The sequence below is a fragment of the Nostoc sp. DedQUE12b genome (assembly GCF_034530835.1).
Taxonomy (GTDB): domain Bacteria; phylum Cyanobacteriota; class Cyanobacteriia; order Cyanobacteriales; family Nostocaceae; genus Nostoc.
Genome location: NZ_JAVRCI010000039.1, coordinates 1 through 26,101, shown reverse-complemented (window position 1 = coordinate 26,101; position 26,101 = coordinate 1). Strand labels below are relative to the sequence as shown.

The 26,101-nt window shown below is 42.3% G+C and carries 24 protein-coding genes; 16 read left to right on the top strand and 8 right to left on the bottom strand.

Features of this window, described 5'->3' with window-relative positions; translation table 11 throughout:
- Position 1 precedes the first annotated feature (1 nt).
- The 3 genes from RMY16_RS19185 (at position 2) to RMY16_RS19175 (ending at position 1,728) form a co-directional block, all read left to right on the top strand.
- Positions 2-778, top strand: coding sequence for a class I SAM-dependent methyltransferase (locus RMY16_RS19185; RefSeq protein ID WP_322737755.1), 777 nt, complete (start codon positions 2-4; stop codon positions 776-778).
- Positions 779-870: 92 nt separating this feature from the next.
- Positions 871-1,215 (top strand): cupin domain-containing protein, encoded by a 345-nt coding sequence (locus RMY16_RS19180; protein WP_322737754.1) that lies wholly within the window; start codon positions 871-873, stop codon positions 1,213-1,215.
- Between the two features lie 21 nt (positions 1,216-1,236).
- Positions 1,237-1,728: a hypothetical protein gene (locus RMY16_RS19175; protein ID WP_322737775.1), complete on the top strand. Its 492-nt coding sequence runs from the start codon at positions 1,237-1,239 to the stop codon at positions 1,726-1,728.
- Positions 1,729-1,772: 44 nt separating this feature from the next.
- Here RMY16_RS19175 and RMY16_RS19170 read toward each other — a convergent pair whose 3' ends face one another.
- Complete coding sequence (locus RMY16_RS19170; RefSeq protein WP_322737753.1) at positions 1,773-2,471, bottom strand: Crp/Fnr family transcriptional regulator; 699 nt, start codon at positions 2,469-2,471, stop codon at positions 1,773-1,775.
- A 2-nt stretch (positions 2,472-2,473) separates the two neighbouring features.
- Complete coding sequence (locus RMY16_RS19165) at positions 2,474-3,877, bottom strand: amidase (protein WP_322737752.1); 1,404 nt, start codon at positions 3,875-3,877, stop codon at positions 2,474-2,476.
- Positions 3,878-4,085: 208 nt separating this feature from the next.
- Here RMY16_RS19165 and RMY16_RS19160 point away from each other — a divergent pair, with 208 nt between their 5' ends.
- Entirely contained in the window at positions 4,086-5,549 is a 1,464-nt protein-coding gene (locus RMY16_RS19160) for a hypothetical protein (protein WP_322737751.1), read from the top strand.
- Between the two features lie 138 nt (positions 5,550-5,687).
- On the opposite strand, the gene map is transcribed toward RMY16_RS19160, so the two are convergent.
- The 5 genes from map to RMY16_RS19135 form a co-directional block, all read right to left on the bottom strand.
- Positions 5,688-6,515, bottom strand: a complete 828-nt coding sequence (gene map, locus RMY16_RS19155) for a type I methionyl aminopeptidase (RefSeq protein WP_322664819.1) — start codon at positions 6,513-6,515, stop codon at positions 5,688-5,690.
- 322 nt (positions 6,516-6,837) lie between these two features.
- Entirely contained in the window at positions 6,838-7,362 is a 525-nt protein-coding gene (locus tag RMY16_RS19150) for a plastocyanin/azurin family copper-binding protein (protein WP_322737750.1), read from the bottom strand.
- 103 nt (positions 7,363-7,465) lie between these two features.
- Complete coding sequence (locus RMY16_RS19145; RefSeq protein WP_322737749.1) at positions 7,466-10,384, bottom strand: pitrilysin family protein; 2,919 nt, start codon at positions 10,382-10,384, stop codon at positions 7,466-7,468.
- 142 nt (positions 10,385-10,526) lie between these two features.
- Positions 10,527-10,970, bottom strand: coding sequence for a VOC family protein (locus RMY16_RS19140; protein WP_322737748.1), 444 nt, complete (start codon positions 10,968-10,970; stop codon positions 10,527-10,529).
- A gap of 76 nt (positions 10,971-11,046) precedes the next feature.
- Positions 11,047-11,559, bottom strand: a complete 513-nt coding sequence (locus RMY16_RS19135; RefSeq protein ID WP_322737747.1) for a TIGR02652 family protein — start codon at positions 11,557-11,559, stop codon at positions 11,047-11,049.
- 239 nt (positions 11,560-11,798) lie between these two features.
- On the opposite strand from RMY16_RS19135, the gene RMY16_RS19130 reads away from it, so the two are divergent.
- The 3 genes from RMY16_RS19130 to RMY16_RS19120 all read left to right on the top strand — a co-directional run bounded on the left by RMY16_RS19130 (position 11,799) and on the right by RMY16_RS19120 (position 14,190).
- The gene (locus RMY16_RS19130) at positions 11,799-12,326 is read left to right on the top strand and encodes a gamma carbonic anhydrase family protein (protein ID WP_322737746.1); all 528 of its coding nucleotides are present in this window, start codon (positions 11,799-11,801) and stop codon (positions 12,324-12,326) included.
- A gap of 222 nt (positions 12,327-12,548) precedes the next feature.
- Positions 12,549-12,674, top strand: coding sequence for a photosystem II protein Y (locus tag RMY16_RS19125; RefSeq protein ID WP_012411301.1), 126 nt, complete (start codon positions 12,549-12,551; stop codon positions 12,672-12,674).
- A 217-nt stretch (positions 12,675-12,891) separates the two neighbouring features.
- Positions 12,892-14,190 (top strand): folylpolyglutamate synthase/dihydrofolate synthase family protein, encoded by a 1,299-nt coding sequence (locus tag RMY16_RS19120; RefSeq protein ID WP_322737744.1) that lies wholly within the window; start codon positions 12,892-12,894, stop codon positions 14,188-14,190.
- 156 nt (positions 14,191-14,346) lie between these two features.
- Here the strand turns inward: RMY16_RS19120 and RMY16_RS19115 are convergent, their stop codons facing one another.
- Positions 14,347-15,645, bottom strand: coding sequence for a sugar ABC transporter substrate-binding protein (locus RMY16_RS19115; protein WP_322737743.1), 1,299 nt, complete (start codon positions 15,643-15,645; stop codon positions 14,347-14,349).
- 152 nt (positions 15,646-15,797) lie between these two features.
- On the opposite strand from RMY16_RS19115, the gene pilM reads away from it, so the two are divergent.
- From pilM to RMY16_RS19070, 9 genes are all read left to right on the top strand, one after another.
- Positions 15,798-16,904: a type IV pilus assembly protein PilM gene (gene pilM, locus RMY16_RS19110; protein WP_194042182.1), complete on the top strand. Its 1,107-nt coding sequence runs from the start codon at positions 15,798-15,800 to the stop codon at positions 16,902-16,904.
- 4 nt (positions 16,905-16,908) lie between these two features.
- Positions 16,909-17,685 carry a PilN domain-containing protein gene (locus RMY16_RS19105; RefSeq protein ID WP_322737742.1) on the top strand — a complete coding sequence of 259 codons (777 nt, stop codon included), beginning with the start codon at positions 16,909-16,911 and terminating at the stop codon, positions 17,683-17,685.
- Positions 17,682-18,446 carry a pilus assembly protein PilO gene (locus RMY16_RS19100; RefSeq protein WP_322737741.1) on the top strand — a complete coding sequence of 255 codons (765 nt, stop codon included), beginning with the start codon at positions 17,682-17,684 and terminating at the stop codon, positions 18,444-18,446. The genes RMY16_RS19105 and RMY16_RS19100 overlap by 4 nt, the downstream gene beginning before the upstream one ends.
- Before the next feature lie 277 nt (positions 18,447-18,723).
- Positions 18,724-21,051 (top strand): AMIN domain-containing protein, encoded by a 2,328-nt coding sequence (locus tag RMY16_RS19095; protein WP_322737740.1) that lies wholly within the window; start codon positions 18,724-18,726, stop codon positions 21,049-21,051.
- 684 nt (positions 21,052-21,735) lie between these two features.
- The gene (locus tag RMY16_RS19090; RefSeq protein ID WP_322737739.1) at positions 21,736-22,311 is read left to right on the top strand and encodes a Uma2 family endonuclease; all 576 of its coding nucleotides are present in this window, start codon (positions 21,736-21,738) and stop codon (positions 22,309-22,311) included.
- A 56-nt stretch (positions 22,312-22,367) separates the two neighbouring features.
- A complete protein-coding gene (locus RMY16_RS19085) occupies positions 22,368-23,009 on the top strand; it encodes a Uma2 family endonuclease (protein ID WP_322737738.1) in 642 nt (213 codons plus the stop codon).
- Between the two features lie 763 nt (positions 23,010-23,772).
- Complete coding sequence (locus tag RMY16_RS19080) at positions 23,773-24,057, top strand: HU family DNA-binding protein (protein ID WP_010998076.1); 285 nt, start codon at positions 23,773-23,775, stop codon at positions 24,055-24,057.
- Positions 24,058-24,083: 26 nt separating this feature from the next.
- Entirely contained in the window at positions 24,084-25,214 is a 1,131-nt protein-coding gene (gene cobD, locus RMY16_RS19075) for a threonine-phosphate decarboxylase CobD (protein WP_322737737.1), read from the top strand.
- A gap of 72 nt (positions 25,215-25,286) precedes the next feature.
- On the top strand, positions 25,287-26,101 hold an 815-nt coding region (locus tag RMY16_RS19070; protein ID WP_322737736.1), incomplete at its 3' end, for an FAD-dependent oxidoreductase.

Genomic DNA, 26,101 nt, shown 5'->3' with positions numbered 1-26,101 from the left:
AATGACCAATACTATCCTCAATTTCCAAACAGCTAACGGGCACGAAGTATTAGCAGCAGCGGGTAAAAAATATTTACGTCCTGGTGGACGAATAGCCACCGAGAAATTATTTCAGTGGGCAAATTTTCAACCTGGAGAGACAGTTTTAGAGCTAGGTTCTAGCTTTGGATATAGTGCGATCGCTTTAGCAAAAAGCTACCATGTGAAAGTAGTAGGCATTGAAAAAAATCCTGATAGTGTAGCTAGTGCGCGTGCTAATATCTGCGCTGCTGGGTTAGAAAATCAAGTCGAAATAATTGAAGGTAATATTTTCAACCTAGAGGCAATCTCAGGAAAGTTTGATTATGTATTGGCAGAAGCCATTCTCACAATGCAATCCCCATTGGGAAAAACCAAGATTTTAGCTGAAATTCATAATCGGCTCAAACGGGGAGGTAAATTTCTCTCCCATGAACTGTTAGCCAGTGATAAAGAAGAACAAATTCATGCTGACTTAGCACGAGTAATTCGAGTTAATTCTACACCACTTTCAGAATCAAACTGGATTACGGCTTTTGTAACAGCAGGATTGCAAATACAGAAATGCCAAACTGACTCAATGAATTTACTGAATTTAGGGCGGATATTTCAAGATGAAGGTTTTTTTAACACAACTCGAATTTTCTGGAATATCTTGATGCAAAGAGATATCCGCAACCGAGTTTTAGAAATTCATCAAGTTTTTCATAAATACCAACACGAATTAGGCTACATCATTTCGTGTGCTGTTGCTCAGTAACATAATTTATTCACTAAAACCATCTCCTGAAAAATAGTGATAATCCTTGAAGGATTATCAGCCTTGCTTACGGTTTATCATCCCAAAATACTATGACCAAAATCATAACTAACCCATCTTTTATTACTCAACTACGAGAACAAATTCAATATCCCAGTGCGGGAGTTTTCAGCAAAGTACTGCTGAAAGATAACGCTTGTCAATACACTTTATTTTGTCTCGCAGCTAACACTGATATTTCTGAGCATACCTCTATTTGGAATGCCACCATTAATGTAATTGAAGGCAGAGGTATACTCAGTTTATCTGGAGAAGATATTCAACTTGAACATGGGATTTTTGTCTTTATGCCTGCTAACGCACCTCATGCCTTAAAAGCGGAAGAAAATCTGACATTTTTGCTCACACTTTCTGAGAAATTCACAGATAAAAATTAGTTAATTATGGAGTCTAAAAAAATGCGATCGCTAATTTTAACTTTTGCTGAAAATTTAAATTTCTCTGAAGCTCAGTTGGAAGAAATACTATCACAACCTCTAACTAAAGTTCTAAATTCGCCTGGATTACAACAAGAATTAAACAGCTTAGATACCAATTTGCTTAAAGAAACTTTACCCACAGCAGGAGGAGTTTTAGCTAAGGAATTACCACCTTTTTACAACTGGCTAAAAAATGAATTGGGAGTAAAGCGGGTTCCTGATAGTCCCGATCACACAACAACATGGGTAATTGGTTTTCTCCATAATCAAGAAAGTCTAACTCATTTGGTTGAGTTGCACCGTCCAGTACCTCGTCCGGCTTTAGAAGCTTCTATTCCCCGCTTGATAGGGATGTTTGAAGGTGTCGAAGACGCGCAAGTTCAGCAGGAATGGCAAAAAGCGATCGCAGCTCTATGTCTAGTTTTAGTTGTTGCTGCACGCGAACAAGATAGAGTCGCTGTAGCAGTCTGAATTGCTGTCCCCCACGTGTAGGGGCGTACATCTGTGCGCCCTGACTAATCTATATCTCCAGATGCGATCGCATCTAATTTCTCAGTATCAAGTATAGTAATTGTCCCACCACGATGATAGACAATTACTGACTTGAGACTTTTAATTAATCGCACGCATTCTTCGTAAGTAATGCCGCTACTTCGAGCCATCCGATAATAAGATAATTTGACTTTTAAGCACTCGCCTTGTGGACTAGATTCAGTTCCAGATTCAGTAGCAAAATATTGAATCAATCTCGCAAGGCGAACAATAGCTCTCTCAGAAACTAATCCGTGGACTGTTTCATGTAATTGCTGAATCCGACTGTTAAAAACCATCAGCATTCGTAAGGCAATTTCAGGATTTTCGCCAATAGCTTTTAATAAAGCATCTCGCTCTACAGTGAGGATTTCACAATCAGATTCAGCAGTGACAGTTGCTGGAGAAATTCCATTTCCTAACAAAGCAGGAGCCGCAAAAATTTCCCCAGCAGCTAAGGCACGGAGAATTGTTTCTTTCCCCGTTGTTGCTGTTTTGGTAACTTGAATTGATCCACTGACAACAGCGTAGAGCTTTGCTGGTAAGCGATCGCCTTCATGGAGAATAATTTCTCCTTTACGATGGTGCTGCACCTGGGTGTAAGGTTGCAAACCGATCTTCTCTGCTGTTTTTAAACCCGCAAACACAATAATTTGCGAAAGTTGTTCCAGAGATGCCTGCATGATTAGCCCGATATTGCCAAGGCTGGACGATGATGAATCCAAGGGTTAGCCGCTTCTAATTGTGCTGCTAGGCTGATGATTGTGGCTTCAGCGGCAGGTTTACCAATTAGCTGGACACTGATGGGTAAACCCTTACTATCAAAGCCGACAGGAATTGCGATCGCAGGTTGTCCAGTTGCATTCGCAGGCGGACAAGGGGCAACCCACTCAATAATATTTTGGAATGTCTCTTCTGGACTGAGCGAAGCCCATTCCCCAACGCGAATAGGTGAATGTAGATAAACTGGCAATACCAGCACATCCACAGTATCGAAAAACGCCACAATCTGACGTGCCACTACCTGCATTTGGGAAACTGCTTGCAGGTATTCTCCAACAGAACCTGTGCGTGCAAATAGCCAGCGATTCAATGGCTGCAAAGCTTCAACAGGAAGTCCTGATGCAGCTACTCCAGCTTGCCAAACGATTTGAAATGGTTCAACTAAACCACTAAAATCTGGGGATTTTTGTTCAACGTGGTGGCCAAGTTGTTCTAATAACTGGACTGTTTGGCGGACACCTTGCTGACAGTTGGCGTCAGCTTCTCCCAAAGGAGAAATACTAGTGTCAAAGGCAATTCGCAAAGCACCAAGTTTTGTCCCAGTTGCAGCGAGAAATGATGGTTCGGGATCTGGCAACCAGTAAGGATCGCCTGTCATGTAACCAGACATGGCATCCAAAACGGCAGCAGCATCGGCAACAGTCCGGGCGATTGGCCCGTTGACGGCAATTCCAGCGAGGCGTTCGCCTACGGGTGCTTTACTCACCCTGCCTCTGGATGGTTTAAGTCCCACCAAACCACAACAAGCCGCAGGCCCCCGAATTGAACCACCGCCATCAGAACCTTGAGCGATCGCACACAGTCCCGCTGCTACCGCCGCCGCTGCGCCACCACTGGAACCGCCAGGGGTGTATTCTAAATTCCACGGATTTCTCGCTGGGGGAAAACCCATAGGCTCACTGTAGGGAAAAGAACCTAATTCGGAAGTAGCTGTTTTACCGAGAATAGTAAATCCAGCTTGCTTAATCCGCGTTACAACCCCATCATCATAGTTAGAGATATTGTTCAGTAATGCCGGATTTCCATAAGTACAGGTAACACCTGCTACAGCATTGAGGTCTTTAATGGAAATCGGCACGCCAAAAAATGGCGGTAGTTCTGAGGTAGTTGTCAATAATTCTGTTTTGGCTTTGGCATCTGCGATCGCTAATTCTGCCGTCACTGTAAAATAACTTCCTAATTGGGGATTTAATTGCCCAATCCGTTCTAAATATATTTCTACCAACTCTAACGGTGATATTTCCCGGCGACGAATTAATTGCGCCAACTCTAATGCTGGGGTAAATGCTAAATCAACTTCATTCATAGGTTAGTGAATGGGTAATTTTCTCTTTATCTGGGATTTTTAAACTGAAATTGTTACTTTAGCAGGATTTCCGGGAACTATACATTTTATAGCTCCTAAGATTTGTGACTTGTTTAGGATGCTCAGATGCAATAGGCGTGGTTGTATTCTTACTCAAGCCATTTTAATTGTTCCGCATAAACTTTCGACAAATCCCCAAGGGGTATTTATGGCTAACCTAGAAATACTTGTTAGTGAATTGCCAACACTAATTCAGAGTTTAAAACTGACTCTTGGCGATTCTAATCAAATTATGGAACAAATTATCCTAATCAATAATGCTCAGGAACAGCTACGGAATATTAAAAAATTAATTGCTCAGGAATTGAGATTTGAGCATATCAATAATTCTGCGATTGCTACACTTCCTAGATTGAGCGCAGCAGCTACTTTATTTATACCTAATCTGGGATTAGTCGATCCAGCGATCGCAGAAAATTTTGGAAACTCAGAAACTAAAATTTCATTAACTGATTTAAACTCAAAACTTGATAATTGGATTGAATGGGGTTATTTTTTGCAAGCAATAGCTGCTGATATTCTTAGTGATATTCAATTAGTAAATCAACTAAATTTTAATATTATTAATTTAAGTATATCCAATGAATTTCAAACCTTGAATGACAGCTTACAAATTGATTTATCTTTGGCTAACTATAATATTTTAAAACATCAAATTGAAAAAAATAGCGATTCTCAAAAACAACTATTACAATTACAGCAAAAAATAAATTATATTTTTGATACTATTAAAAATAGTCGCAATCTATTAAATATTTTATTAGGTGTCTCAGCTTTTTATGGTAAATCTGGTTTCGCTTTAGAGTGGTTAGACGATGACCACGAATTAATCATATCGAGTGAAAGAAAATTTCAAGAACTGACAGATATTCTCAATGATTGTGATTATTTCCAAGAGCAAATTGCTGCTTTAATTATTCAGGCTAATACTTTAACTCAACAGGGAGAACAAGCCCTGGAAAAGATTGAACAGGAAAGTAGTAGCCAGGAAGTAGGAATAGTACCAAAGTTTTCAACACCAAAAATAATACGTTCAGCTTTGATTATCGCTTCAAGTTTATTAATCTTAACTTTTGCTGGTTTGAAAATTAGAGAGCAAAATCTAAGTTTAACTCAAGAAACAAATGCGTTCGTCATAGACGATGGCAGAGCGATCGCCAACTTTAAATCTGCTCAAAAACTTGGCATGGAAGCTGCTTCTCTGGTTCAAAAGCCACCGCATCCTCTAAAGGTCTGGCAACAAGCAGAAACTAAATGGTATCAGGCAATAATTTTGTTAGATAGAATTCCTGCTAAAACATCACTTTATAACCGAGCAAAGAAGAAATTAGCTTACTATCAAATTAACTATAAATCTATCAGCCAAAGAGTCATAATTGAAAAGAAAGCTGTAGGAAACTTAGAATCAGCCCACAAGCTAGCAACAGAAGCTAATTTATTTGTTCAAAATTCACCTCATTCACAACTAAGTCGAAAGCAAGCACAAGATAAATGGCAGCAAGCAATTAATTTGTTAGAAGCTATTCCAGAGAGTACGTCTGTCTCTGTCCAAGCTAAAGAGATGCTTTCTATTTATAAAACTAATTATGCGGTGACTAGTCAGCATTCCTAAATCATTTGTGAAAAATTAGATAGGATTACTATATAGTAGGTATTGAATATTTTACAAATTGCGTTAAAAAAGTAAAGAGGTAAATCGCCCTCTTTCAACGCTTTACCTCTCTCAACAACAGATAATTACAACTGAGAATTACAGCTTAGAACGGTCAGTTAAAATCTCATAACCAGTCTCTGTCACCAAAACTGTATGCTCAAACTGAGCAGACAAAGAATTATCCATAGTGACTGCTGTCCAACGGTCAGATAATGTCCGCGTGTGTCTAGAACCTGCGTTTAAAATTGGCTCAATTGCCAGCGTCATCCCCGCTCGAAGTTTAACATTTGGCATCTCACGAGTACGGTAGTTGAATACTGAAGGTTCTTCATGCAGGTTACGACCGACACCGTGTCCAGTAAACTCTTCAACTATACTAAAGCCGTTAGATTTCACATGATCTTCAATTGCTCCAGCTAAGTCAAGCAGGTATACACCAGCCTTTACTTGCTCAATGCCTTTATATAAAGCTTCTTCTGCTACACGAATTAATTTAGCCGCTTCTTCTGTCACTTCACCGACAGCAATTGAAATGCAAGAATCACCATGAAAGCCTTGGTAATAAGCACCCGTATCTACTTTTAATACATCCCCGACGCGAATCACTTTCTTGGGGCTAGGAATGCCATGTACTGCTTCATTATTAATACTGGAGCAAATAGAACCTGGAAAACCGTGATATCCTTTAAAACTCGGTGTTGCACCCATTTCGCGGATGCGCTTTTCTGCATAAGCATCCAAATCAGCTGTTGTCATTCCTGGCTTTACTAGCTCGGAAATTTCTTTTAGGACAGTTGCGACAATTGCCGATGATTGCCGCATGATTTCAATTTCACGCGGCGATTTAATTTCAATTCCTCGGCGCTGTTTTTTCGCAGGTGCAGGTTGAGTCGCTTGAGAAAGTAAGTTACTGAAAATGTTCATGGGAAATTAATAATTACTGGTGGCTGTGACGCTGAAGTATCAATGCTTTCTCTAGATTAATTGAGAAATAATATCTATAATTTAAGTTATTTTAATCCCTGATAGGGATTCTTCTATTTTTGACGCTAATGTATATAGAATAACATATTGGCATACTCCTTATGTGTTGGACTTGAATCAAAAACGTCCTAAGCTATTTTTCAGAACGCACTATGAGAGTTAGTACAGTTTTGTTTAAAATGAGGGTTGAAATTTAAACGCAGAAGGGCGCAAAGGTAAACGCAGAGCTACGCAGAGAATTTAACTCAATTATCTTTAATTTTTAATTCTTGATGGCAATTTCTCCAATCATACCTGCTTCTGTATGTCCTGGTATTGTACAACGTAAGCCATAAGTACCAGATTTCAAGGGCACAAATACCCATTCGGCTTCAGCACCGGGCTTAAGTTCCAGTTCGTGAATGGCTCCTTTGATCTCTACTTTGCCTGCTTCAACTTTTTGTGTCCAGATGCCATCGGCAAAATCTTTAGCAGTAAAATAGTGCTTCAGTTGGCTAGGATTAGTAAGCCGTAGTTGATAGCGTTTGCCAACCTCAAATTCCAAATGATTTGGCTCAAATTTGAGTTCGTTAGCCGCATTACCCAAGCTAACTGTAATTTCTGTAGCTGGTTGCTTGAGCAAATCAAAAGACTTATTCGCCGCCATTGCTGGAGTAGCAGCGATGAAATTTAGAGCTAGAAGTAACGTTAATATCACGTAGTTACGCCGTAATATTTGTACCCAAGTAGGAAGTGTAAAACTAAGGGATTTAATTACAATTTCGTAAAAATAGTTATAAATTTTCATCACTAATTCTCAAAAGGCAATGCTAATGAGCAATAACAATTAATAGGTAGCGGGGAAAACCACTTTACCTATTCTTTATATTATCCATGCCCAGTGCCTATCTCTATCTAATACTTTTCTCTGCTAACACAGATGGCCCAGCAGTAACGACTACGATTTGATCTGGGTGGAGTAACTCACGAGCCGCTTGATTAACTTGAGTAAGGGTGACTTTCTGGATTTTATCAGTGAAGGAGTGCAATTCTACTTTATCTAGTCCGTACACCTCATTCATCAGAATTCTATCTGTTAATTCCTCTGGGTTTGCTAGGGAAACGTTGTAGCTGCTGATGAGGGTGCGTTTAGCTGTTTCTACTTCTAGTGCTGTGACACCTTGTTGATGGATTTGCTGTAGCATTTGGCGGGTACTAGCGATCGCTTTACTGCTATCTTCAGGACTAGTTTGCATCTCGATCAAAAATGTCCCTACATTCTTAAGAGCTTGGAAGGAGCTATAAATTCCATAGCTCAAACCTTGGCGATCGCGCACTTCTGCACCTAGTCTACTAGATAGGGTATCGCCTCCCAATATCTGGTTTAATACTAAGGCTGAATGAAATCGAGGATCGTAACGGTTAATGCCTGTGTAACCCATATAAGTTACAGCTTGGGCTTTATCTGGTAAAACTGGGTTGACACTGACGATTTTCTGTGGCATTGCCACCGGAGGATATTTTAATGTCGGTGCTTGGCCGCTAACTTCCCAGTCTCCAAACTTATTTTTAATCAGCGATCGCACTTTGTCTAGATCGAAATCTCCCACCAGCGCTAGCACTGTTGTATCTGGACGATAATGTTTAGCTTTAAAATCAATCACATCCTGGCGCTGAATCTGCTGTAAACTCTCCTCTGTGGGAAAGGTATGTAAGGGGTGTTTTTTCGGATAAATTGACTGAACAAATACTCTTCTGGCTACTTCTGATGGCTCATCTAATTCCTGTTGCAAATCAGTTAAAGTTTGCTGGCGATGCAGTTCTAACTCTTTGGCTGGAAAGGTACTATTTTTCACAACATCTGCCAATATCTCCAGGAGTATCGGCAAATCATCTGCTAAACTATCACCTTCGATATGCACACCTTCGCGGTAGGTTTGAAAGTCTAGACTTGCCCCTCGTTCTCCTAAGACTTTAGCAATAGTTAAAACATCCTTGCTCTTAGTGCCATTTAGCAAATTATCTGACACAAAAGCAGCCAATCCAGCTTTATTCTCTGGATCAAATTCTGTCCCAGCTTGAATATAACCGCTCAAGGTAACGGTGGGAGTACTCCGATCTGGTAACAGCAATATCCGCAATCCGTTAGTCAATTTAAATTCCTGCGGTAAGACTTGGGCAATCGCATCTGTAGCCAAATCCACAGGTGGTAAGTATTTCATCACCTCAGAAAAAAGCACAGGTGCGCCAGGAGAGAAATTTTCTGTAGTTTGGGCTGAGTGTGGTTTGTCAGCAACTTCTGTTATCCGCTTCTGGGTTGGTTCAAAAAACCCAACTGTCCGCGCTTCTTTTGTCAGGTATTTGTTAATCACAGCAACGACATCCGTCGGCTTCACCAAACGAACAGCTGCCAAATAGCGATCTGTATAGCGATAATCACCAACAGTTGTCTCATCAGTACCCAATCGCATTGCTTGAGAGGTGATATCACGGTTACTCAAAATTACATCTGCTGCTAATTGAGTTTTGGCTCGTTCTACTTCCTCAGATGTCACACCTTTTTCTGCTACATTGGCGATCGCACTACTCAAGATTGAGTCAATTTTTTTCAAATCTTGTTTAGCTCCAGCCGTTACCAACAACTCATACCAGCCAGATTCTCGCAAACTGGTAACGGATGCTGTAACTTCACTCGCTAAACCTGATTCCACCAATGCCTGATAAAGTCTAGAATTCCGTCCCTCTGTCAAGATGTAATCCATCACATCCAGCGCAGGCACATCTGGTTGATTTGCATCAGGTAGCGGATACACAACTTGTAACAGTCGCCCTGCTCCCGGTTCTCGCAATACGATGGGAGTGTTGAGTGCTGAGTGTTGAGTGCTGAGTGTTGAGTGCTGAGTGTTGAGTATTGAGTGCTGAGTGCTGAGTGTTGAGTGCTGAGTGTTGAGTGTTGAGTGCTGAGTGTTGAGTGATAGAGATGAGGGAGAAATAACTCCTGCCTCCTGCCTGGGTAATTTGCCAAATACTTCTTTAATTGTTTCGAGAGTATTGGCTGTTTGAAAATCTCCAACAATCACCAAGACAGCATTATCAGGACTGTAAAAATTGCGGTAATATTTTTCTACCTGCTCAACTTCAAACTTCTCGACATCAGCTTTAGTGCCACCTACTGGCAACCCATAAGCATGATTGGGAAACACCGCTTTCATGACAGCGCGATTGAGGCGATATTCTGGACTATTTTCGTAACCCTGCAACTCGGAAATTACTACCCGCTTTTCACTGGCTAATTGCTCCGGCTCAATCTGGGAATTTCGCATTCTGTCTGCTTCCAACACCAAGAGCGCTTTCAGCTTGTTTCGTTCCACAGTACCGTAATATGCAGTTTGGTCATAGCTGGTGAAAGCATTGGAATCACTACCTAAAGCACTAAACAAACGTCCAAATTGAATCGGACGATTTTTTGTACCTTTAAACATCATGTGTTCCAATTGGTGGGCAATGCCATTCACGCCCGGTTCTTCGTTGCGTGATCCGACTTTATACCAAGCCTGCACCGTCACCACTGGCGCAGTATGCACTTCTTTTGTGAGGACAGTTAGACCATTCTCCAGCACTGTCTTACGGACATTTTCTGTCAGTGTTGAGGGCATTATTCTTTTTGCTAACAAGCTTGACTGATATTTTTCTTTATTAGATGTGGCTGTATGTTGGCTATGAGCAGGTCGATCGCTCAACAAAAAAACAGCTACTAACCATAAACTTAAAAGTAATAACGGCAAGGGATATTTATAAAACTTAGAATAAAATTTGGAAAATCCATACATGTATTTAGCAGATTTATCTGTAAATTAAGTTACATAATTATTTTCGTGAGTGACTACACTTTAATCTGGCAAAAAAATCTGTGACTTCAGTAACAATACAGAAAAACAATATATTAACAACAAAGGTCATAAAAAAGCTAAATTATGGGAGTTTTGCTAAAACCCGAATGAATTCCAGAGGTAAGCCATCGGTATCGGCGATGAAAGCCACTTCGTAAATGCGATCGCCTATTTGCTGTTGTGTTGGTTCTAAAAGCACCTTCAACGGTTGTAATCCTTCGGTTTGACTCTCAGTCGCCAAGAGTACACGTTCTTGTAAATTTGTCAACCAACTAGGTAAATCTGGTGTAATCTCAGTTAAATCGAACGAAAGATGATAATACCCTACATAATGCTCGTCAGCAAACGCATCTGGGGCTGGCTTTGGTTCGGGAATTTGGATCAGTTCAATTCTGCCGCCCAATCCTTCCATCCAGCAAGCTAAGGTATAGCCTGTGGTAAAACGTTCTGAGATTGTAAACCCTAAAAGTTCGTAGAAAGCGATCGCTCGATGAATATTCGCAGTCCGAATAGAAGCGTGGTGCATAACAAAAGTTAGGAGTTGTAAGTTATGAGTTATAAATTGAATTTAACTCCTAACTCCTAACTCCTAACTCCTAACTTTACTCAAACAACCTGAAATAAGGGTAGCGTACAGGGACACCAGGCTCTTTTTCCAAGTCAAAATTAATCACTTCCCAACAGGCATCATCTGAGCTATCAGGGCTAAACTCCACGGGTAAACCGTACAAACGCGCCGCAGTAGCTTCTGGTTGTCCAGAACGCCAAGGCGTGCTGCGTTCTAAGTAGCCACTCATCAATTCCTGATAGCGTCGAGCAATAATTACTCGTGTTGCTCGAAAACCTTGGGTATAGAGCTTGTCTAATGCTTCGTGAATTTCAAAGCGAATACCATCAGGATGAGTATGTTGTCTATACCATTCATTATTCCACCTCCGCCAATGACGCCCCGATTGCAAATGGATTAACTCTCCATTTTTAGGATTAGCTTCAAACGCGCCATGACGAGAACACAAATAGGTATCTGTTAGTGTCAACGCCGGAATAGTCTGGCGACAATGGGGACACTGTATTTCCGGCCCAAACATCGGGTACTGCAAACCTGGATTCATCATGAAGTGCGTACAAACATAATTTTGTCTTCACTAGCACTAGTGGGTCGGATTATACACTTCGGCTCAACCACTTTGGGTTACTTGCTCACTGCTGCATAAACACGGTGTTGCGGCAGGAACATTATTCACTAGTGTTTTCCTCAGCGTAGAGGCTTGACGCTGTGATATCCTGGTTGTGCAACCAGCCTCAAAGGTTGGAGTTTTTCCAGTGTTCCTGGGTACCATATTCATATTCTATCGTGTCTACCGCTTCTTACTGGACATCTCCTGATTTTTCTCAAGCTGCCTTCATTGCATCCAATGCTGTTGTTATGGGTTCAGTAAATATAGCAACAGGAGTGAGCATTTGGTATGGCGCAGTGGTAAGGGGAGATGTAGAACGGATTGAAATTGGCGAATGCACCAATATTCAAGATGGTGCAATTTTACATGGTGATGCTGGTTTTCCAACAATCTTAGAAGATCATGTTACCGTAGGACATCGCGCTGTCGTACATTCTGCTTACATCGAGCGTGGAAGCTTGATTGGCATTGGCGCAGTGATTTTAGATGGGGTACGAGTAGGTACTGGTAGCATTATTGGTGCTGGCGCAGTGGTAACTAAAAATGTACCGCCTTTGTCTCTAGTTGTCGGTATTCCAGGTAAAGTGTTACGCCAAGTAACAGACGTTGAAGCCGCAGAACTGATTGAACACGCTAAACGTTACCAAAAGTTAGCTTTAGTTCATGCTGGTAAGAGTACTGATATTGGTTTTGGCAAGGCTTAGAGAGTGGGGAGTGGTGAGCAGAGGAGAAGAGAAGTTGTAGTAAGTTTTTTCCCCTCTGCCCCTTTGCAACTCTGCCTCTTATCCCCAATACCCAATACTCAATACCCCATAATTTAAACATTCTTTACATTTGTATTTGGAAAAGTTGCCCACTTCAGCTAAAAATAAAAATGAGAGCAGTTGACAAAACTTTAATTTCTACTTAAGAGAGGGGTTCTAGATATGGATATCGATTACCGTATAGCGATCGTTTTAGCACCAGTTGTTATTGCCGCTAGCTGGGCAGTGTTTAATATTGGCGCTGCGGCTTTAAGACAAATTCAAGGCTTTTTGGATCGGGAAGCCTAATTTAGGCTTAATATCATCACTCTTCAATCGGCTGTTTCTGTCTATGGAGACAGTCGGTTTCATTCATATCGATTAATGCCATTGGGAATTGGGTAACAGGAGCCACAGAGGTAGCGAGCAGGGAGCAAAGGCAAAAGACTGCAACTTCTCCCCTGCTCCCCTGCTCCCCTGCTCCCCTGCTTTCCACTCCCCACTCCCCACTCCCCGCTCCCATTCCTTGGATATCGATTCTGTAATACAACCCCTGCAACGCTTTGGCGTCCATCTGGGACTCGATCGCATTGTCAATCTATTGACAAATCTCGGCAATCCTCATCACCAAGTTCCGGTAATTCATGTTGCTGGCACTAATGGCAAAGGTTCAGTGTGTGCCTATCTTTCCTCGGTACTCACTGAGGCTGGTTATCGTACAGGACGCTACATTTCCCCCCATTTAGTTGATTGGACGGAACGTATTTGTCTGAATGAACAGCCAATTTCCTCAGAGGAATTAAGCCAATTATTAGAAAAAGTCCAAGTGGTTATTCGTGCTGGTGACGAATCGGCAACCCAGTTTGAAGTAATTACGGCGGCTGCTTGGTTATATTTTGCCCAGCAGCAAATTGATGTGGCTGTGGTAGAAGTCGGACTGGGAGGGCGGTTAGATGCTACGAATGTCTGCTTAGAACCTTTAGTTACACTCATTACTTCCATTAGCCGGGAACACTGGCAACAACTTGGCCCTACCGTCGCTGACATTGCTAGAGAAAAAGCAGGTATTCTTAAACCTGGATGTCCCGTTGTAGTTGGACCATTACCACCAGAGGCAGAGAAAGTGGTGCGATCGCGCGCCTTAGAATTACAATGTCCAATTTTTACGCCTCAACCTGCCCGTGAAATCGCCACAGGATGGGCAGAGTATGAAACAATTCAAAATTCAAAATTAATTAAATATCCGTTGCCGTTGGCGGGACAAATTCAATTAACTAATTCAGCTTTGGCAATAGCTGCTTTAGAAATTCTTCAACAACAGGGTTGGCAGATTTCAGAAGAAGCCATAATTAACGGCATGGCAAAAACTAAATGGCCGGGGCGGATGCAATGGGTTACTTGGAACAACCATAAATTATTACTTGATGGCGCTCATAATACCGCCGCCGCTCAAGTTCTTCGCCAATATGTTGATAGCTTAGACGCAGTTAACCATAAGCCCGTCAATTGGATTGTGGGAATGTTTGCCGATAAGGATCATGCTGATATTTTTACCGCTTTACTGCGACCAGGCGATCGCCTTTATTTAGTGCCAATACCAGTAGAACCTTGGGCCGGTAGAACTTCTGCTGACCTAGACTACTTATCAAACCTAGCTTACAGCCTCTGTCCAGAATTAAGCGATCGCCAAATCCATCCAGATTTATTCACAGCACTAGAAGCCGCAACCTCAACCACCACCATAGACGATTTAATCGTTTTGTGTGGTTCCCTTTATCTAGTAGGAGATTTTTTATCAACCACCAATATAATTCGTAATTCGTAATTCGTAATTAGGGACTGACAAATAAAAAAATATTCAATTATTTATTGTGGGATGGGCATATTGCCCGCCCAGTTCATATAGCGGGCAATATGCCCACCCCACAAGATTGGATAATTTATTTCTTGGAGTTCCCTTAGGAATTAGAAATTACAAAACTTATCTGTTGTTCCACTCTTGCGCCGCATCTTCTACGGCTTTATCTACAGTTTTCTCGCCTAACATTGCTGCTTGCAAGTTTTCGTAAACAGCCTTTTGCAGTTTGTTGGAATCCTTCAAAGTAGGAGTTAATATTTCTGCCTGTTGCAGTTGTTGGGCAGTGATAACCCGCGCCTTTTCTACTGTTGAAGCATTAGCTGGAACATCTTTAAAGTAAGTATCAGATAATGCTTTGATTGTAGAAGGTAGAACATTTGCAGCTTTAGCAAAGGCTAACTGATTTTCGTCATTGGTGACAAATAAAGCAAATTTCACAGCGCCATCTGGTTGTTTACTATCGCGGGGAATAACTATGTTCATTACCGCGACATTTTTCTTACCTGTGTCACCAGTGAGTTGAGGTGCTATTTCTGAAGCTTGAGCAATTTTTGGGGCATTATTAGCGATCGTTTTCAGGAACTCTGGCCCAGAAGCTAGAAACGCAGTCTCTCCAGATTGGTATAAATCGATCGCGTGGCGATGTCCTTGAGTTAAAGCCTCTTTAGGAAGCAAACCTTTTTTATACAAGTCCACCCAATACTGAAACGCAGCTTTACCTGGTGCTGAATTAAACGCGGCTTTGCCCTCAGCATCTATTAAAGTGACTCCCATTTGCACGAACGATTCCAGCACTTCACCGGAATCTTGCGGTACGAAAGTCACAAAAAAGGCATATTTACCCGTCTTGTCTTTAATTTGTTGCGCGGCTTGTGCCAATTCTGCGTAGGTTGCAGGGACTTTATTGATACCTGCCTGTTTTAATAAATCAGTGTTATAAATGGTTAACCGTGTGGTGAGATACCAGGGAATCCCAAAACTCTTACCATTAAGCGTGCTTGCTTTCCAGATATTCGGCAGATAGGAGGAACGTACATCATTTGGGACTTTCGCATCTAAATTTAACCAGGCATTTCGTCCGGCAAGTTGAGAAGCAAAACCCGGATTTAAGTTGACTACATCAGGTGGCGTTTTTGCGGAGACAGCTGTTAATATTTTGTTCTCCATTGCTGCCCAAGGTACATCAACCCAGTTAATCTTTATACCTGGATTTTGCGATTCAAAATTCGCAATTAGGCTTTTGAAGTAGTCGGTAAATTGAGGTTGGAGTTGCATTGTCCAAAACTCAACAGTTCCCACTCCTGAAGTAGCTTGTTTTGTACTTGTATTAACATTGCCTGTACTGCAACTTACAATCCAACTGGTTAATAAGCCAAGCAGTACTAAAGCAACAAGTTGTTTAAATTTTCGCAATTGAATCATTTTCCCAGTATTTTTACGCTTGATCGGTGTGAAAAGCTTAGACAGAATTGTTGAGATTATAGGCTAAATAAATTACCCGTAAAGACGTAATATATAACGCCTTTACTGCAACTAATTTAAATTTTCAATTTAGTAGTCCAGCGGGCACAACTGTGGTAAAAAGCTTCAATAGTCTGTTTGGCAAATCGAAAAAAGGGGTAGGCATTGAACTTGCTCCTGAACGGGTGAATGTTGTTCAGCTACGCAAGCAGGGTCAAGGCTTGAAACTAGAAATCTATACATCGGTAGCAGTTCCAGAAGGGATAGTTACTGATGGTCAAATCAACGACCCGCCAGCAATGGCGCAATTAATCCAGCAGGCGCTAGCTGAGAGCAAAATCAAAACTTCTCACGTTGCTACTGGTGTACCAGGACGAGATTCTATCGTTCGGATTATACCAGTGCCAGCAGAGTTAGATGATAAAGAACTGCGAGAAATGGTGCTGAACCATGAAGCAGGTTTGTATTTACCCTATCCTCGTGAAGAGGCTGATGTAGATTATCAGAAACTTGGGTATTTTGTAGATGAAGATGGCATTGAAAAAGTACACGTACTCCTAGTTGCCACCCGCAAAGAGATAACGGATACCTATATAAGCACATTTGAGCAAGCAGGATTACAAATTGATGTTTTAGAAATTAACAGTTTTGCTCTAATTCGGACTATTCGCGAACAACTACGACAATTTGGGCCGCAAGAAGCAGCAGTATTAGTTGATATCGAGTTCGACAGTACAGAAATTGCCATCATCGTTAACGGAGTACCGCAATTTTCACGCACAGTCCCAATCGGGACTTATCAAATGCAAACTGCCTTAGCAAGGGCAATGAGCTTACCTACATCACGAAATATGGAAATGTTACACGGAATGGTTATTCCTGCAACTCCCATAGATGGCGGGAAAACTGGCGTTACCGAACTCGATCCTGGCATGGCTGCCATATTAAGAGTCTTGGGAGAACTAACGGATGAACTGCGCCGCTCCATCGATTTTTACCTAAATCAAAGTGAAAATTTGGAGGTAGCGCAGATTTTATTAGCTGGACCAGGAGGTGGACTTCAACAGCTAGATGAATTTTTTACCCAACGATTGAGTTTGCCAACTACCCAAATAGATCCAATCGGGTCTTTGTCTTTGGAAGTGGACACTGATAAATATCCACAGGTACAACGCTCTGGTTTGGCGATCGTACTTGGTCTAGGAATGCGGGAGGTGTAATAAAATGTACAGCCTAGATGTTAACTTTCTTAAAGACCGCCCAGCATACCAGAAAAAGCCTGAGAAAAAGGGAGGAATAAACCTCAAATTTCCTACAGGGGATTTAACACTACTGTATGTGGGAGTTGCAGTAGGTGTAGGTCTTCCAGCTTTATTGGGAGTTGGTTGGTGGTTGTTACAAGGGAAGATTGTTGAATTAGATGGTCAAATTGCACAATTAGATCAAGAAAGCAAGAGGTTAGATACAGAAATAGGAAATCTGAACAAAATCAAAGCCGAGACAAATGCAATTAAAGGGGAAACCCAAGCTTTAGTAACTGTATTTGACCAGATTCGTCCTTGGTCAGCCATGCTGCAAGATTTGCGCGATCGCATCCCAAGCGCAGTGCAAATCGAGAACATCAAGCAAATCCCACCCATTGCGGTAGCGGCAGGTCAGCCACCAAATAATCCCGCAGGGGGATTAGAAATTAACGGATTGGCTCGTTCTTTTAATGATGTCAATGATTTCTTATTGAGTTTACAACAGTCTCAGTTTTTGAAGTCCGCAGAAACCAGAATTCTGACAGCAACGTTAGTAGAGGCTCCCTTAACAGCAAGTGCGAGTCAATCTTCTACTGATGTAATAATTAAGCCACCTCAAGTAGTTAAATACACTATTCAATCGAGCATGAACGACGTTCCAGCGTCGGAATTAATTCGAGAGTTAGAAAAAAAAGGCACAGTGGGGTTAGTAACTCGAATTCGTAATATGCAACAAACAGGAGTCATTTCAAAATGACGCTGAGTGATGATTTAAATTTTGCCGAACAAGCTGGGGAATTCGATCAGGCAGCGCCAGCCTCACCTGTGGTATTTGGTATTGCTTTCACACCAAAAATTATTGGAATCTTGGTGGGGGTAGTTGGTTTAGCGGGAGCAGGTTATATAGTGTTAAACCTGCTGATGCCAGCTTGGGAAAGCTATCAGCAGCAGCAAGCCAAAAGCACAGAGCTGCAAGCGCAAATTGAGCAAAAAAAAGCCAATATCAAACAGATTGACAAAGTTAAAGACGAACTAGCACAGGCAAAGCAGCAAAAAGTTCAGGTTTTAAGTTTATTTGCTAACGAAAAAACCTTAGATACATTGCTATTGGATTTGAACCGCTTAATTGAGTCTGGCAATACTCCAACTTCTATTAATGCAGTAAGAGCCAAACTAAAGAAATTTGTGCCAATTTCCCAAAAACCAGAACCGATTGTCGATGGAAGTCTAGGACTACAGGTTGACGGCAAGCTGCAACGCAGTAGTATCAATGCCGAGATTACTGCAACTTATGAACAAACACAATCGATAATTCGTAACATCGAGCGGTTACAGCCTTTGTTAATAGTTAAAGATTATCAAGCAACTTTGGCTCCAGCAGAGTCAAGATCCCCATTAGACAAAACGCCGATGCGGGTTGGTCCAGCAGCGATTAATACATCATTCCAGTTACAGGTATTGATGCCACTTAGTCCAGAAGAAATAGCCGCAGCAGCTAAAGCTGCTGCGAAAAAGTAGTCAAATTAGAGCTAGGACGAATATAGAATTCGCGGCTACACAAGCGTAGACAAACCCTTGCCGCAGACTAAGGAAAAATTGAGGGTTTTGAAACTCACGTTCGCCGTTGACGTTCCCGCAGGGTAGGTGGGAAAGTCTCGTGTAGTCAAAGCGCAGTCTTCTCCCACAGGAAGAGGCTAGCACCAATGGGGTTTCCCCATAAGCAATTGGTGTGCGGTTTCTAATCGCCTACTCAAAATTGTATGTAAACAGGGTTTTATAAGGTGAGGAATGAACTGTGAAACAGCTTCACGGTAATAGTTTTATTTTAGGTACTGCCGCTTTTGTATTTTTGGCGGCTCAACCAGTTTGGGCACAAATTAGTCAAGTTACTGATGTCAAGCTAAATCCCGTTAATGGTGGAATTAGCGTTGCTTTGAAAACTTCTTCTGGGTCGCGCCCCCAAGTTTTCACTACAAAAAGAGGCAAGGCTTTAGTCGCTGATGTTATCAACACTCAATTACGATTACCACAAGGTAATAGCTTTCGTCAAGATAACCCAGCACCAGGAATTGCATCTGTCGAGGTTAATCAGCTTGATGCTAATAGTGTTCGGGTGACGGTGACTGGTAGCAACAATGCACCTGGCAGTCAACCTGTGGTGCGATCGCCAAATGGAATTACACTCAGCTTTAGCCCTTCAACAGGCACTACAGCATCAGCGCCAACGCCAACAGCGCCAACATCCACAGCACCACCTGTTACTAGTCCAGCCCAACCTGGTCAAAATCCAGGTGTTCTCGTTCCCAACCCGGAAGTCACCATTGACGGACAACCTGCACAAGCTGCTGGGCCAGGTCAACCTGTGAGTCAGGCTCCACCTTTCTTACCCAGAGCCGTCGCCCCACCAGTAGGAGATATTGCTATTTCGGCTACCGATGCTTCTCCTAGCACTGTTGACTTAGCAACTCAGGAACGTGTACCTCGTCTAGTGCTGCGAGATGCGCCAGTGCGTGAGGTTTTATCACTGCTTGCTCGTGCTGCTAATTTGAACCTGGCTTATATCGGAGGTGAGCAAGCTGCTGGTGCTGGAGGTCAAGCAACCTCTCAAACAATCTCCCTGGATATAGAAAACGAGCCAGTGCAAGATGTGTTTAACTACGTCTTGCGCTTGAGTGGTTTGGAAGCTAACCGCAGCAATCGCACAGTTTTTGTTGGACCTAAACTACCTAATTCCACCCGTGACATGATTATGCGTAGCCTGAGACTCAATCAGGTGTCAGTGGGAGTCGCCCTGAACTTTTTGGTCGGCTTGGGAGCAGAAAGTGCCGTCAGCCGAGAACGACAAGTTACCAGTGTTAGTGCCGTAGCTGTGGGTACTGGAGTTGCGCCTGTCACCCAAAGTCAGACGACCACAGAAACCAGAGTTGAAACTCAACGCGTTAATTTTACAGACTCTAACCCATTACTTAGAGGATTACAGGCATTAGGAGATGAGCGCACCAATTCCCTTACCTTAATTGGCCCTCCCCGGCTAGTTGAGATGGCAATGGCTCAACTAACTCAGCTTGATATCCGCCGTCGTCAAGTGGTAGTTAACGTCAAGATTATCGATGTTAACCTCTTAAACACCCAGGATTACAACACCAGCTTTTCTTTTGGGGTTGGCAATCAATTTTTTAGCAGTGATGGTGGTGCAGCATCTTTGAATTTTGGCGGTTCCAGACCAGCTACTAGAGCTGAAACGTCGAGCAGTGTTACTAGTACGCCGGTTATCCAGAATCCCGTTACAGGTGGAACATTTCTAGGTGATGGATTTTTTAACCCACAAGGCAACAGACCATCAGCTACTGCTGATGCAGGAGGTAATGCATTACAACCAGGTATTACAGGTTTTACTCCAGGAACTCCGGCAACAGGCACAACCTCTGGAACTCCTGATACATATACATTCGCTCTCCCAAGTTTATACCAGTTCCCCAAAAAGTTACTAGCTAGCTTGCAGGCCCAGGTTACAAATGGCAATGCTAAGATTTTGACCGACCCTACCTTAATTGTGCAAGAAGGTCAACAGGCTACTGTTAAGCTGACCCAAGAAGTGCTAGGAAACATTGTAACCAGAATAACTAGTGCTGATGGTATTGCTACACAAACAATTACAGCTGAAAAAACAGATGTGGGTTTAACCCTAGCTGTCAAAGTAGATCGGATTGATGACAATGGTTTCGTATCCTTATCAGTGGCTCCCGTTGTTAAAGCACCCCAATCGTCAGCTAATCTAAATGTTGGAGGAGGTAATCTCCAACAAATATTTTTGGTGTCTGAACGATCGCTAAATTCTGGTATTGTTCGTCTGCGAGATGGTCAAACACTCATTCTTTCAGGCATTATTCAAGACACAGATCGGACAACTATTTCCAAGATTCCCATTTTGGGTGATCTTCCACTTATTGGTTCGCTGTTTAGAAGTACAAACAGAAATAATCAGCGCAATGAGGTGATTGTATTGCTTACACCTCAAATCATGGATGACTCTGAAAACTCCTCCTACGGCTATAACTATGCGCCCAGCCCAGAGGTGCGACAAATCCTTGAGCGTCGGGGGTTGAAGGTTCCTGGCAGGTAATTAAAGATAATGAATGAGTAGGTGAGTCACCTCTGCTAAAGGCTCAGATCCCCAACTTCTTTAAGAAGTTGGGGATCTTCTTGTTCACAAGTAGGATTAAATTTAAACGTCATTCTACAATAAAAATACCCAATCACAATAGAAGTAACAGTAGTGGGTAAATACTAATGAGTTCAGAACAAGAGTTATTAACAAAGTGGCGTTCTCTTCTATAAGACAAGCAAGAAAAAGTTTTAGATTTTGTTGAATTTCTTAGTTTGAAAAACTCTGCAAATAAAATCCCATTGAGCGAACGTTTGCAGCAAATTCGCACTAAGATTGTTGCTTCTGGTAAACATTTATTAGATGAAGATGAAATTGAAAAATAACTAGCCAGCCGCAGAGGTGGACTACAGGGTAGAGAAGAATGAAAATAACTTATATTACGCTATGTGCAACTTTACTCTCAAACCTAACCCCCAACCCCTTCCCTACCAGGGAAGGGGAGCAAGAATCAAAGCCTCTCTCCGTTTCGGGGAGAGGAATGGAAGTGGGGTTTTAAGAATAAGTTGCACATCGCATTATATTAATTCTGGGGTGTTACTCAGCGCAACAGATGGTGTTGGTATAATTGCCGAGAAAGCCCTTGAAATATATGGATATAGATTTGTAGCCCACTCGTCTAATAAAAAGGTAAATACTCTTATGACAGCACTTACATTAAACCTCAATTCTGTAATTAAACTGACAAGAGAGCAGTTTTATAAATTGTGTGAAGAAAACCCCGATTTAAAATTAGAACGCAATGCCCAAGGAGACTTGATTATAATGCCACCTACGGGAGGGGAAACGGGAAAAACTAATTCTACTATTAACGCTCAAATATGGTTCTGGAACGACCAAAATCAATTGGGCGAAGTTTTTGATTCATCAACTGGATTTACTTTACCATCCGGTGCTGACCGTTCTCCAGATGTTTCTTGGGTAGAAAAATCTCGTTGGGATGCTTTGACTAAAGAACAAAAAGAAAAATTTATTCCCCTATGTCCTGATTTTGTCATCGAGATCCTCTCACCTAATGACAGCTTGAAAAAAACTCAGAATAAGATGCAAGAGTACATCGAAAATGGTTGTCGTCTAAGTTGGTTGATTAACCAAAAAAAACAGGAAGTAGAAATTTATCGTCCAGGACAGGATGTAGAAGTTTTAAAATTTCCTCAAACTATTTCCGGCGAAAATGTTTTACCTGATTTTGTACTCAATATACAACGAATTTGGTAAAACGTTCGGTGTAAGGATACAGTACTGGAAAAAGGTTTGTTGCAAAGAATTGAACTATGGTGGCAATAACAACACCCGCAGAAAATAGGGTTTTACTCCAAAACATTAGCTGGCAAACATTTAAAACCATGCTGGCTGAAATGGGTTCAGAGCGAAACTCCCGACTGGCTTATGACAATCGAACCTTAGAAATTATGATCCCACAAATGCCGCACGAGAACTCAAATCGCTTAATAGAGGTTTTTGTTGGTGTATTGTGCGAAGAGTTGGGCTGGGAAATTAAACGCGCTGGTTCGCTAACTTTAACGCGGGATGATTTGCAGCGGGGAGCCGAGCCAGATAGTAGCTATTATATCCAAAATGAAGCGCTAGTTCGAGATAAAGAAAATATTGACATAGCAATCGACCCGCCCCCTGACCTTGTGCTAGAGGTGGAATATTCCCGGTCTGCAATAGACAAGCTTAAGCTTTATGCTGCAATGGGATTCCCTGAATTTTGGCGTTATAACGGCAGTGTGCTGAGAGTTTACACGCTTGCAGGTGGACAATATTCAGAAGTTCAAACCAGCCCTACTTTTGTGTCTGTGTCGGTGAAGGAGATTCCTCGGTTTATTCAAGAAGCGAAAAAGAATGGGGAAATTGCTACTACCCGTGCTTTTCGGGTTTGGGTGCAACAAAAAATTTCTGCTAGGGATTGACTCACTCGGCATGAATGCGCGGATATTCAACAGCCACATACTCAGGGGCTTTCAGCATTTATTCTTACAAGGGTTTGTTGAGTGCCTGCGTTCGTCATAATACTAGGTCGAAGCAAGCTACGCGTAAGTCTTGCAGAGGAGAAGTTGTCGCAGCGTAGTTTACCGCCGTAGGCATCGCTATACAAATGTTAAGAAAGATGTGACTAATGGATAGCCTTCTAGGGAAAAAGCTTTAATTTCTACCCCTTCTTGACTAAAGAAGCTTGTTAGGAGGTTAAATTTTGCGTTGGATTTTTCAGAAGACATAAAAACTGAGCAAAATCCCTGATTTTTTAGAGAAATCGGGAATCTGAGCCTTCAATTTCCATAAAAATTGGTTAATTTCAGCAATAACTCTTCAACATCGGTAATGAATGCCAACAAACATTGACCATCTCCCCCCTCCCCACTCCCCTGTTTTCTTTGCAATTGCGGGATTTACTAGGTATTTTTTCCTACTTTTTGGGTGGTTTTTAGTGAAACAAGTACCCTAAAATTACAAAAAATCCTGAAATCTATATAAATTAATGGTTTCATCTATCCACATCAGGCTACAACACCTTAGAATGATTCATTGAAAAGTCGAGCCGATGGGATGTACAGCCGTTTTGAGTAAAAATACTCCCAAAGGATGATTTTTGTATTTCCGCAAGCAAATATTTCAGTACAAATGTATTATTGTGCATCCGTACTGAAATTTCAAATAAACCTTCAGGAGTTTGACATGAACAAAGGTGAATTAGTTGATGCCGTAGCTGAAAAGGCTAGTGTTACCAAGAAACAAGCGGATGCAGTCTTAACTGCCGCTTTGGAAACAATTATTGAAGCGGTTTCCTCTGGTGATAAGGTGACATTGGTGGGATTTGGCTCATTTGAATCACGGGAACGTAAAGCTCGTGAAGGTCGCAACCCGAAAACAAATGAAAAAATGGAAATTCCAGCGACGAGGGTTCCTGCCTTCTCCGCAGGAAAACTGTTTAGAGAAAAGGTAGCACCCCCAAAAGCATAGGTTCTGTCTTCGGGAACCCTTTTTTAATGCGGCAACCTGCACACGGGGGAAATTTAGCCTGGGCAGCAGCACTGGCTGGCTGTCCCCCTGATGCTATTCTGGATTTTTCTGCTAGCATCAGCCCGTTGGGTCCTCCAAACAGCGCGATCGCTGCTATTAAGTCCCAAATTGGTAATCTTAAGCACTATCCAGACCCAAATTATAGTGAACTGAGACTAGCTCTCAGTCACTTCCATCAATTGCCGTGTGAGTGGATTCTGCCGGGTAACGGCTCCGCAGAATTACTTACTTTAATCGGTAGGGAATTAGCTCAATTAGCCGCAACAATTTTAATCACTCCAGCCTTTGGCGATTACTACCGAACCTTGGCAGCGTACAACGCTAAAGTGCTGGAGTGTCCCCTGATTAGTTCTGAGCGACGAGTGTCGAGTGCTGAGTTACTAGTTTTACTCAGCACTCAGCACGGGCTAAACGCCCCGCTTCCGCTAACAGCACTCAGCACTCACTATGGACTATTGCTAAATAACCCCCATAACCCAAGCGGAAAGCTATTTTCACGGGAGTCTATTTTGCCCTACCTGGAGCAATTTGCTTTAGTTGTGGTGGATGAAGCATTTATGGATTTTGTGCCGCCCAATGAGGAACAAAGCCTGATTCCGGTGGTGCAGGAATATCCGAATTTAGTAGTATTGCGATCGCTGACCAAATTTTACAGTCTCCCAGGACTGCGATTGGGATATGCGATCGCACATCCTGACTGCCTAGCTAAATGGCAGCTATGGCGCGATCCTTGGCCCGTAAACACACTAGCCGCAGCGGCGGCAATTGCGGCACTCCAGGATACGGAGTTTCAGCAGCAAACCTGGACATGGCTAACACCTGCACGAAACCAACTATTTCAGGGTTTAGCTAAAATCCCAGGATTGCAACCCCAACCAAGTGCTGCTAACTTTTTACTGGTTGAGTCCCAAGAATCTACTTCCCAGTTACAGCAACAATTACTCAAGTATCACCAGATTTTAATCCGCGATTGCCTTAGTTTTAAAGAACTAGGCGATCGCTTTTTCCGGGTTGCTGTACGTGAAGAATCCGATAACCAACGCTTACTAACAGCGCTAAACTCAGTGCTGAGTGGGGAGTGGAGAGTAGGGAAATAGGGGAGATGAGGTAATTTTTCATTTTCACCCATACCCAATGCCCAATACCCAATGACAAATGACAAATGACAAATGACAAATGACTACGATGTTGTAATTATTGGCGGCAGTCTTGCTGGATACTATGCTGCACTTGCTGCAACCCAACTACGTGCTACAGTTGCCCTGGTACAACCCAAAGTAGACTACGGGTTTACTCATCACCATGCTCTTACCGAAATTGGTAAACTAGCACAGAAGTTGAAGGATGCGGCTGGTTTTGGTATTCATGCCACACACACTGATACCTCAGAAGAATGCCATATATCTATGGCATGGCAAGAAGGGATGCTGTATACTCAATGCGTCGCTTCAAATCTCCAAGAACAGCATTCCCCAGCCATTCTAGCCGCGCAGGGAGTCGATGCGATCGTTGGCAGTGGTCAATTTCAATCTTCATCCCAATTGGCTTTTGCCGTTAACAATCGCCTACTACGCGCCCGTACTTATTTGCTAGCTAGTGGTTCGCGTCCAGAAATTCCAGAGATTGAAGGATTGCAAACCACTGGCTATCTAACCCTCTCTAATATTTGGCAATCTTTCCAGGGAACGACATTACCCAAAAATTGGGTCATTATCGGTGGAATTCCCCAAAGCATTGAAATTGCTCAAACTTTAGCAAGGTTTGGTTGCAGTGTGACGCTGGTAGTCAAGCATCCTTATGTTCTTCCATATCTAGACCCTGAGATAGCCATATTGCTTCAGGCACAGTTGGAAGTAGAAGGTGTGCGCGTCCTCACCGAAAAACCAGTAACTCAGGTGAGGCTAATTGAAAATAAAAAGTGGATTCAAGCAGGAGATAAAGCCATTGAAACTGATGAAATTTTAGTGGCGACTGGACAACAGCC

Excerpts from the sequence above, each read along its gene's own strand:
- RMY16_RS19080 (WP_010998076.1), top strand. The coding sequence starts at position 23,773 with ATGAACAAAGGTGAATTAGTTGATGCCGTAGCTGAAAAGGCTAGTGTT.
- RMY16_RS19165 (WP_322737752.1), bottom strand. The coding sequence starts at position 3,877 with ATGAATGAAGTTGATTTAGCATTTACCCCAGCATTAGAGTTGGCGCAA.
- RMY16_RS19180 (WP_322737754.1), top strand. The coding sequence starts at position 871 with ATGACCAAAATCATAACTAACCCATCTTTTATTACTCAACTACGAGAA.
- RMY16_RS19100 (WP_322737741.1), top strand. The coding sequence starts at position 17,682 with ATGACGCTGAGTGATGATTTAAATTTTGCCGAACAAGCTGGGGAATTC.
- RMY16_RS19115 (WP_322737743.1), bottom strand. The coding sequence starts at position 15,645 with ATGATTCAATTGCGAAAATTTAAACAACTTGTTGCTTTAGTACTGCTT.
- RMY16_RS19140 (WP_322737748.1), bottom strand. The coding sequence starts at position 10,970 with ATGCACCACGCTTCTATTCGGACTGCGAATATTCATCGAGCGATCGCT.
- RMY16_RS19170 (WP_322737753.1), bottom strand. The coding sequence starts at position 2,471 with ATGCAGGCATCTCTGGAACAACTTTCGCAAATTATTGTGTTTGCGGGT.
- RMY16_RS19135 (WP_322737747.1), bottom strand. The coding sequence starts at position 11,559 with ATGATGAATCCAGGTTTGCAGTACCCGATGTTTGGGCCGGAAATACAG.
- RMY16_RS19125 (WP_012411301.1), top strand. The coding sequence starts at position 12,549 with ATGGATATCGATTACCGTATAGCGATCGTTTTAGCACCAGTTGTTATT.
- RMY16_RS19090 (WP_322737739.1), top strand. The coding sequence starts at position 21,736 with ATGACAGCACTTACATTAAACCTCAATTCTGTAATTAAACTGACAAGA.
- map (WP_322664819.1), bottom strand. The coding sequence starts at position 6,515 with ATGAACATTTTCAGTAACTTACTTTCTCAAGCGACTCAACCTGCACCT.
- RMY16_RS19175 (WP_322737775.1), top strand. The coding sequence starts at position 1,237 with ATGCGATCGCTAATTTTAACTTTTGCTGAAAATTTAAATTTCTCTGAA.
- RMY16_RS19085 (WP_322737738.1), top strand. The coding sequence starts at position 22,368 with ATGGTGGCAATAACAACACCCGCAGAAAATAGGGTTTTACTCCAAAAC.
- RMY16_RS19150 (WP_322737750.1), bottom strand. The coding sequence starts at position 7,362 with ATGAAAATTTATAACTATTTTTACGAAATTGTAATTAAATCCCTTAGT.
- RMY16_RS19145 (WP_322737749.1), bottom strand. The coding sequence starts at position 10,384 with ATGTATGGATTTTCCAAATTTTATTCTAAGTTTTATAAATATCCCTTG.
- cobD (WP_322737737.1), top strand. The coding sequence starts at position 24,084 with ATGCGGCAACCTGCACACGGGGGAAATTTAGCCTGGGCAGCAGCACTG.
- RMY16_RS19185 (WP_322737755.1), top strand. The coding sequence starts at position 2 with ATGACCAATACTATCCTCAATTTCCAAACAGCTAACGGGCACGAAGTA.
- RMY16_RS19160 (WP_322737751.1), top strand. The coding sequence starts at position 4,086 with ATGGCTAACCTAGAAATACTTGTTAGTGAATTGCCAACACTAATTCAG.
- RMY16_RS19105 (WP_322737742.1), top strand. The coding sequence starts at position 16,909 with ATGTACAGCCTAGATGTTAACTTTCTTAAAGACCGCCCAGCATACCAG.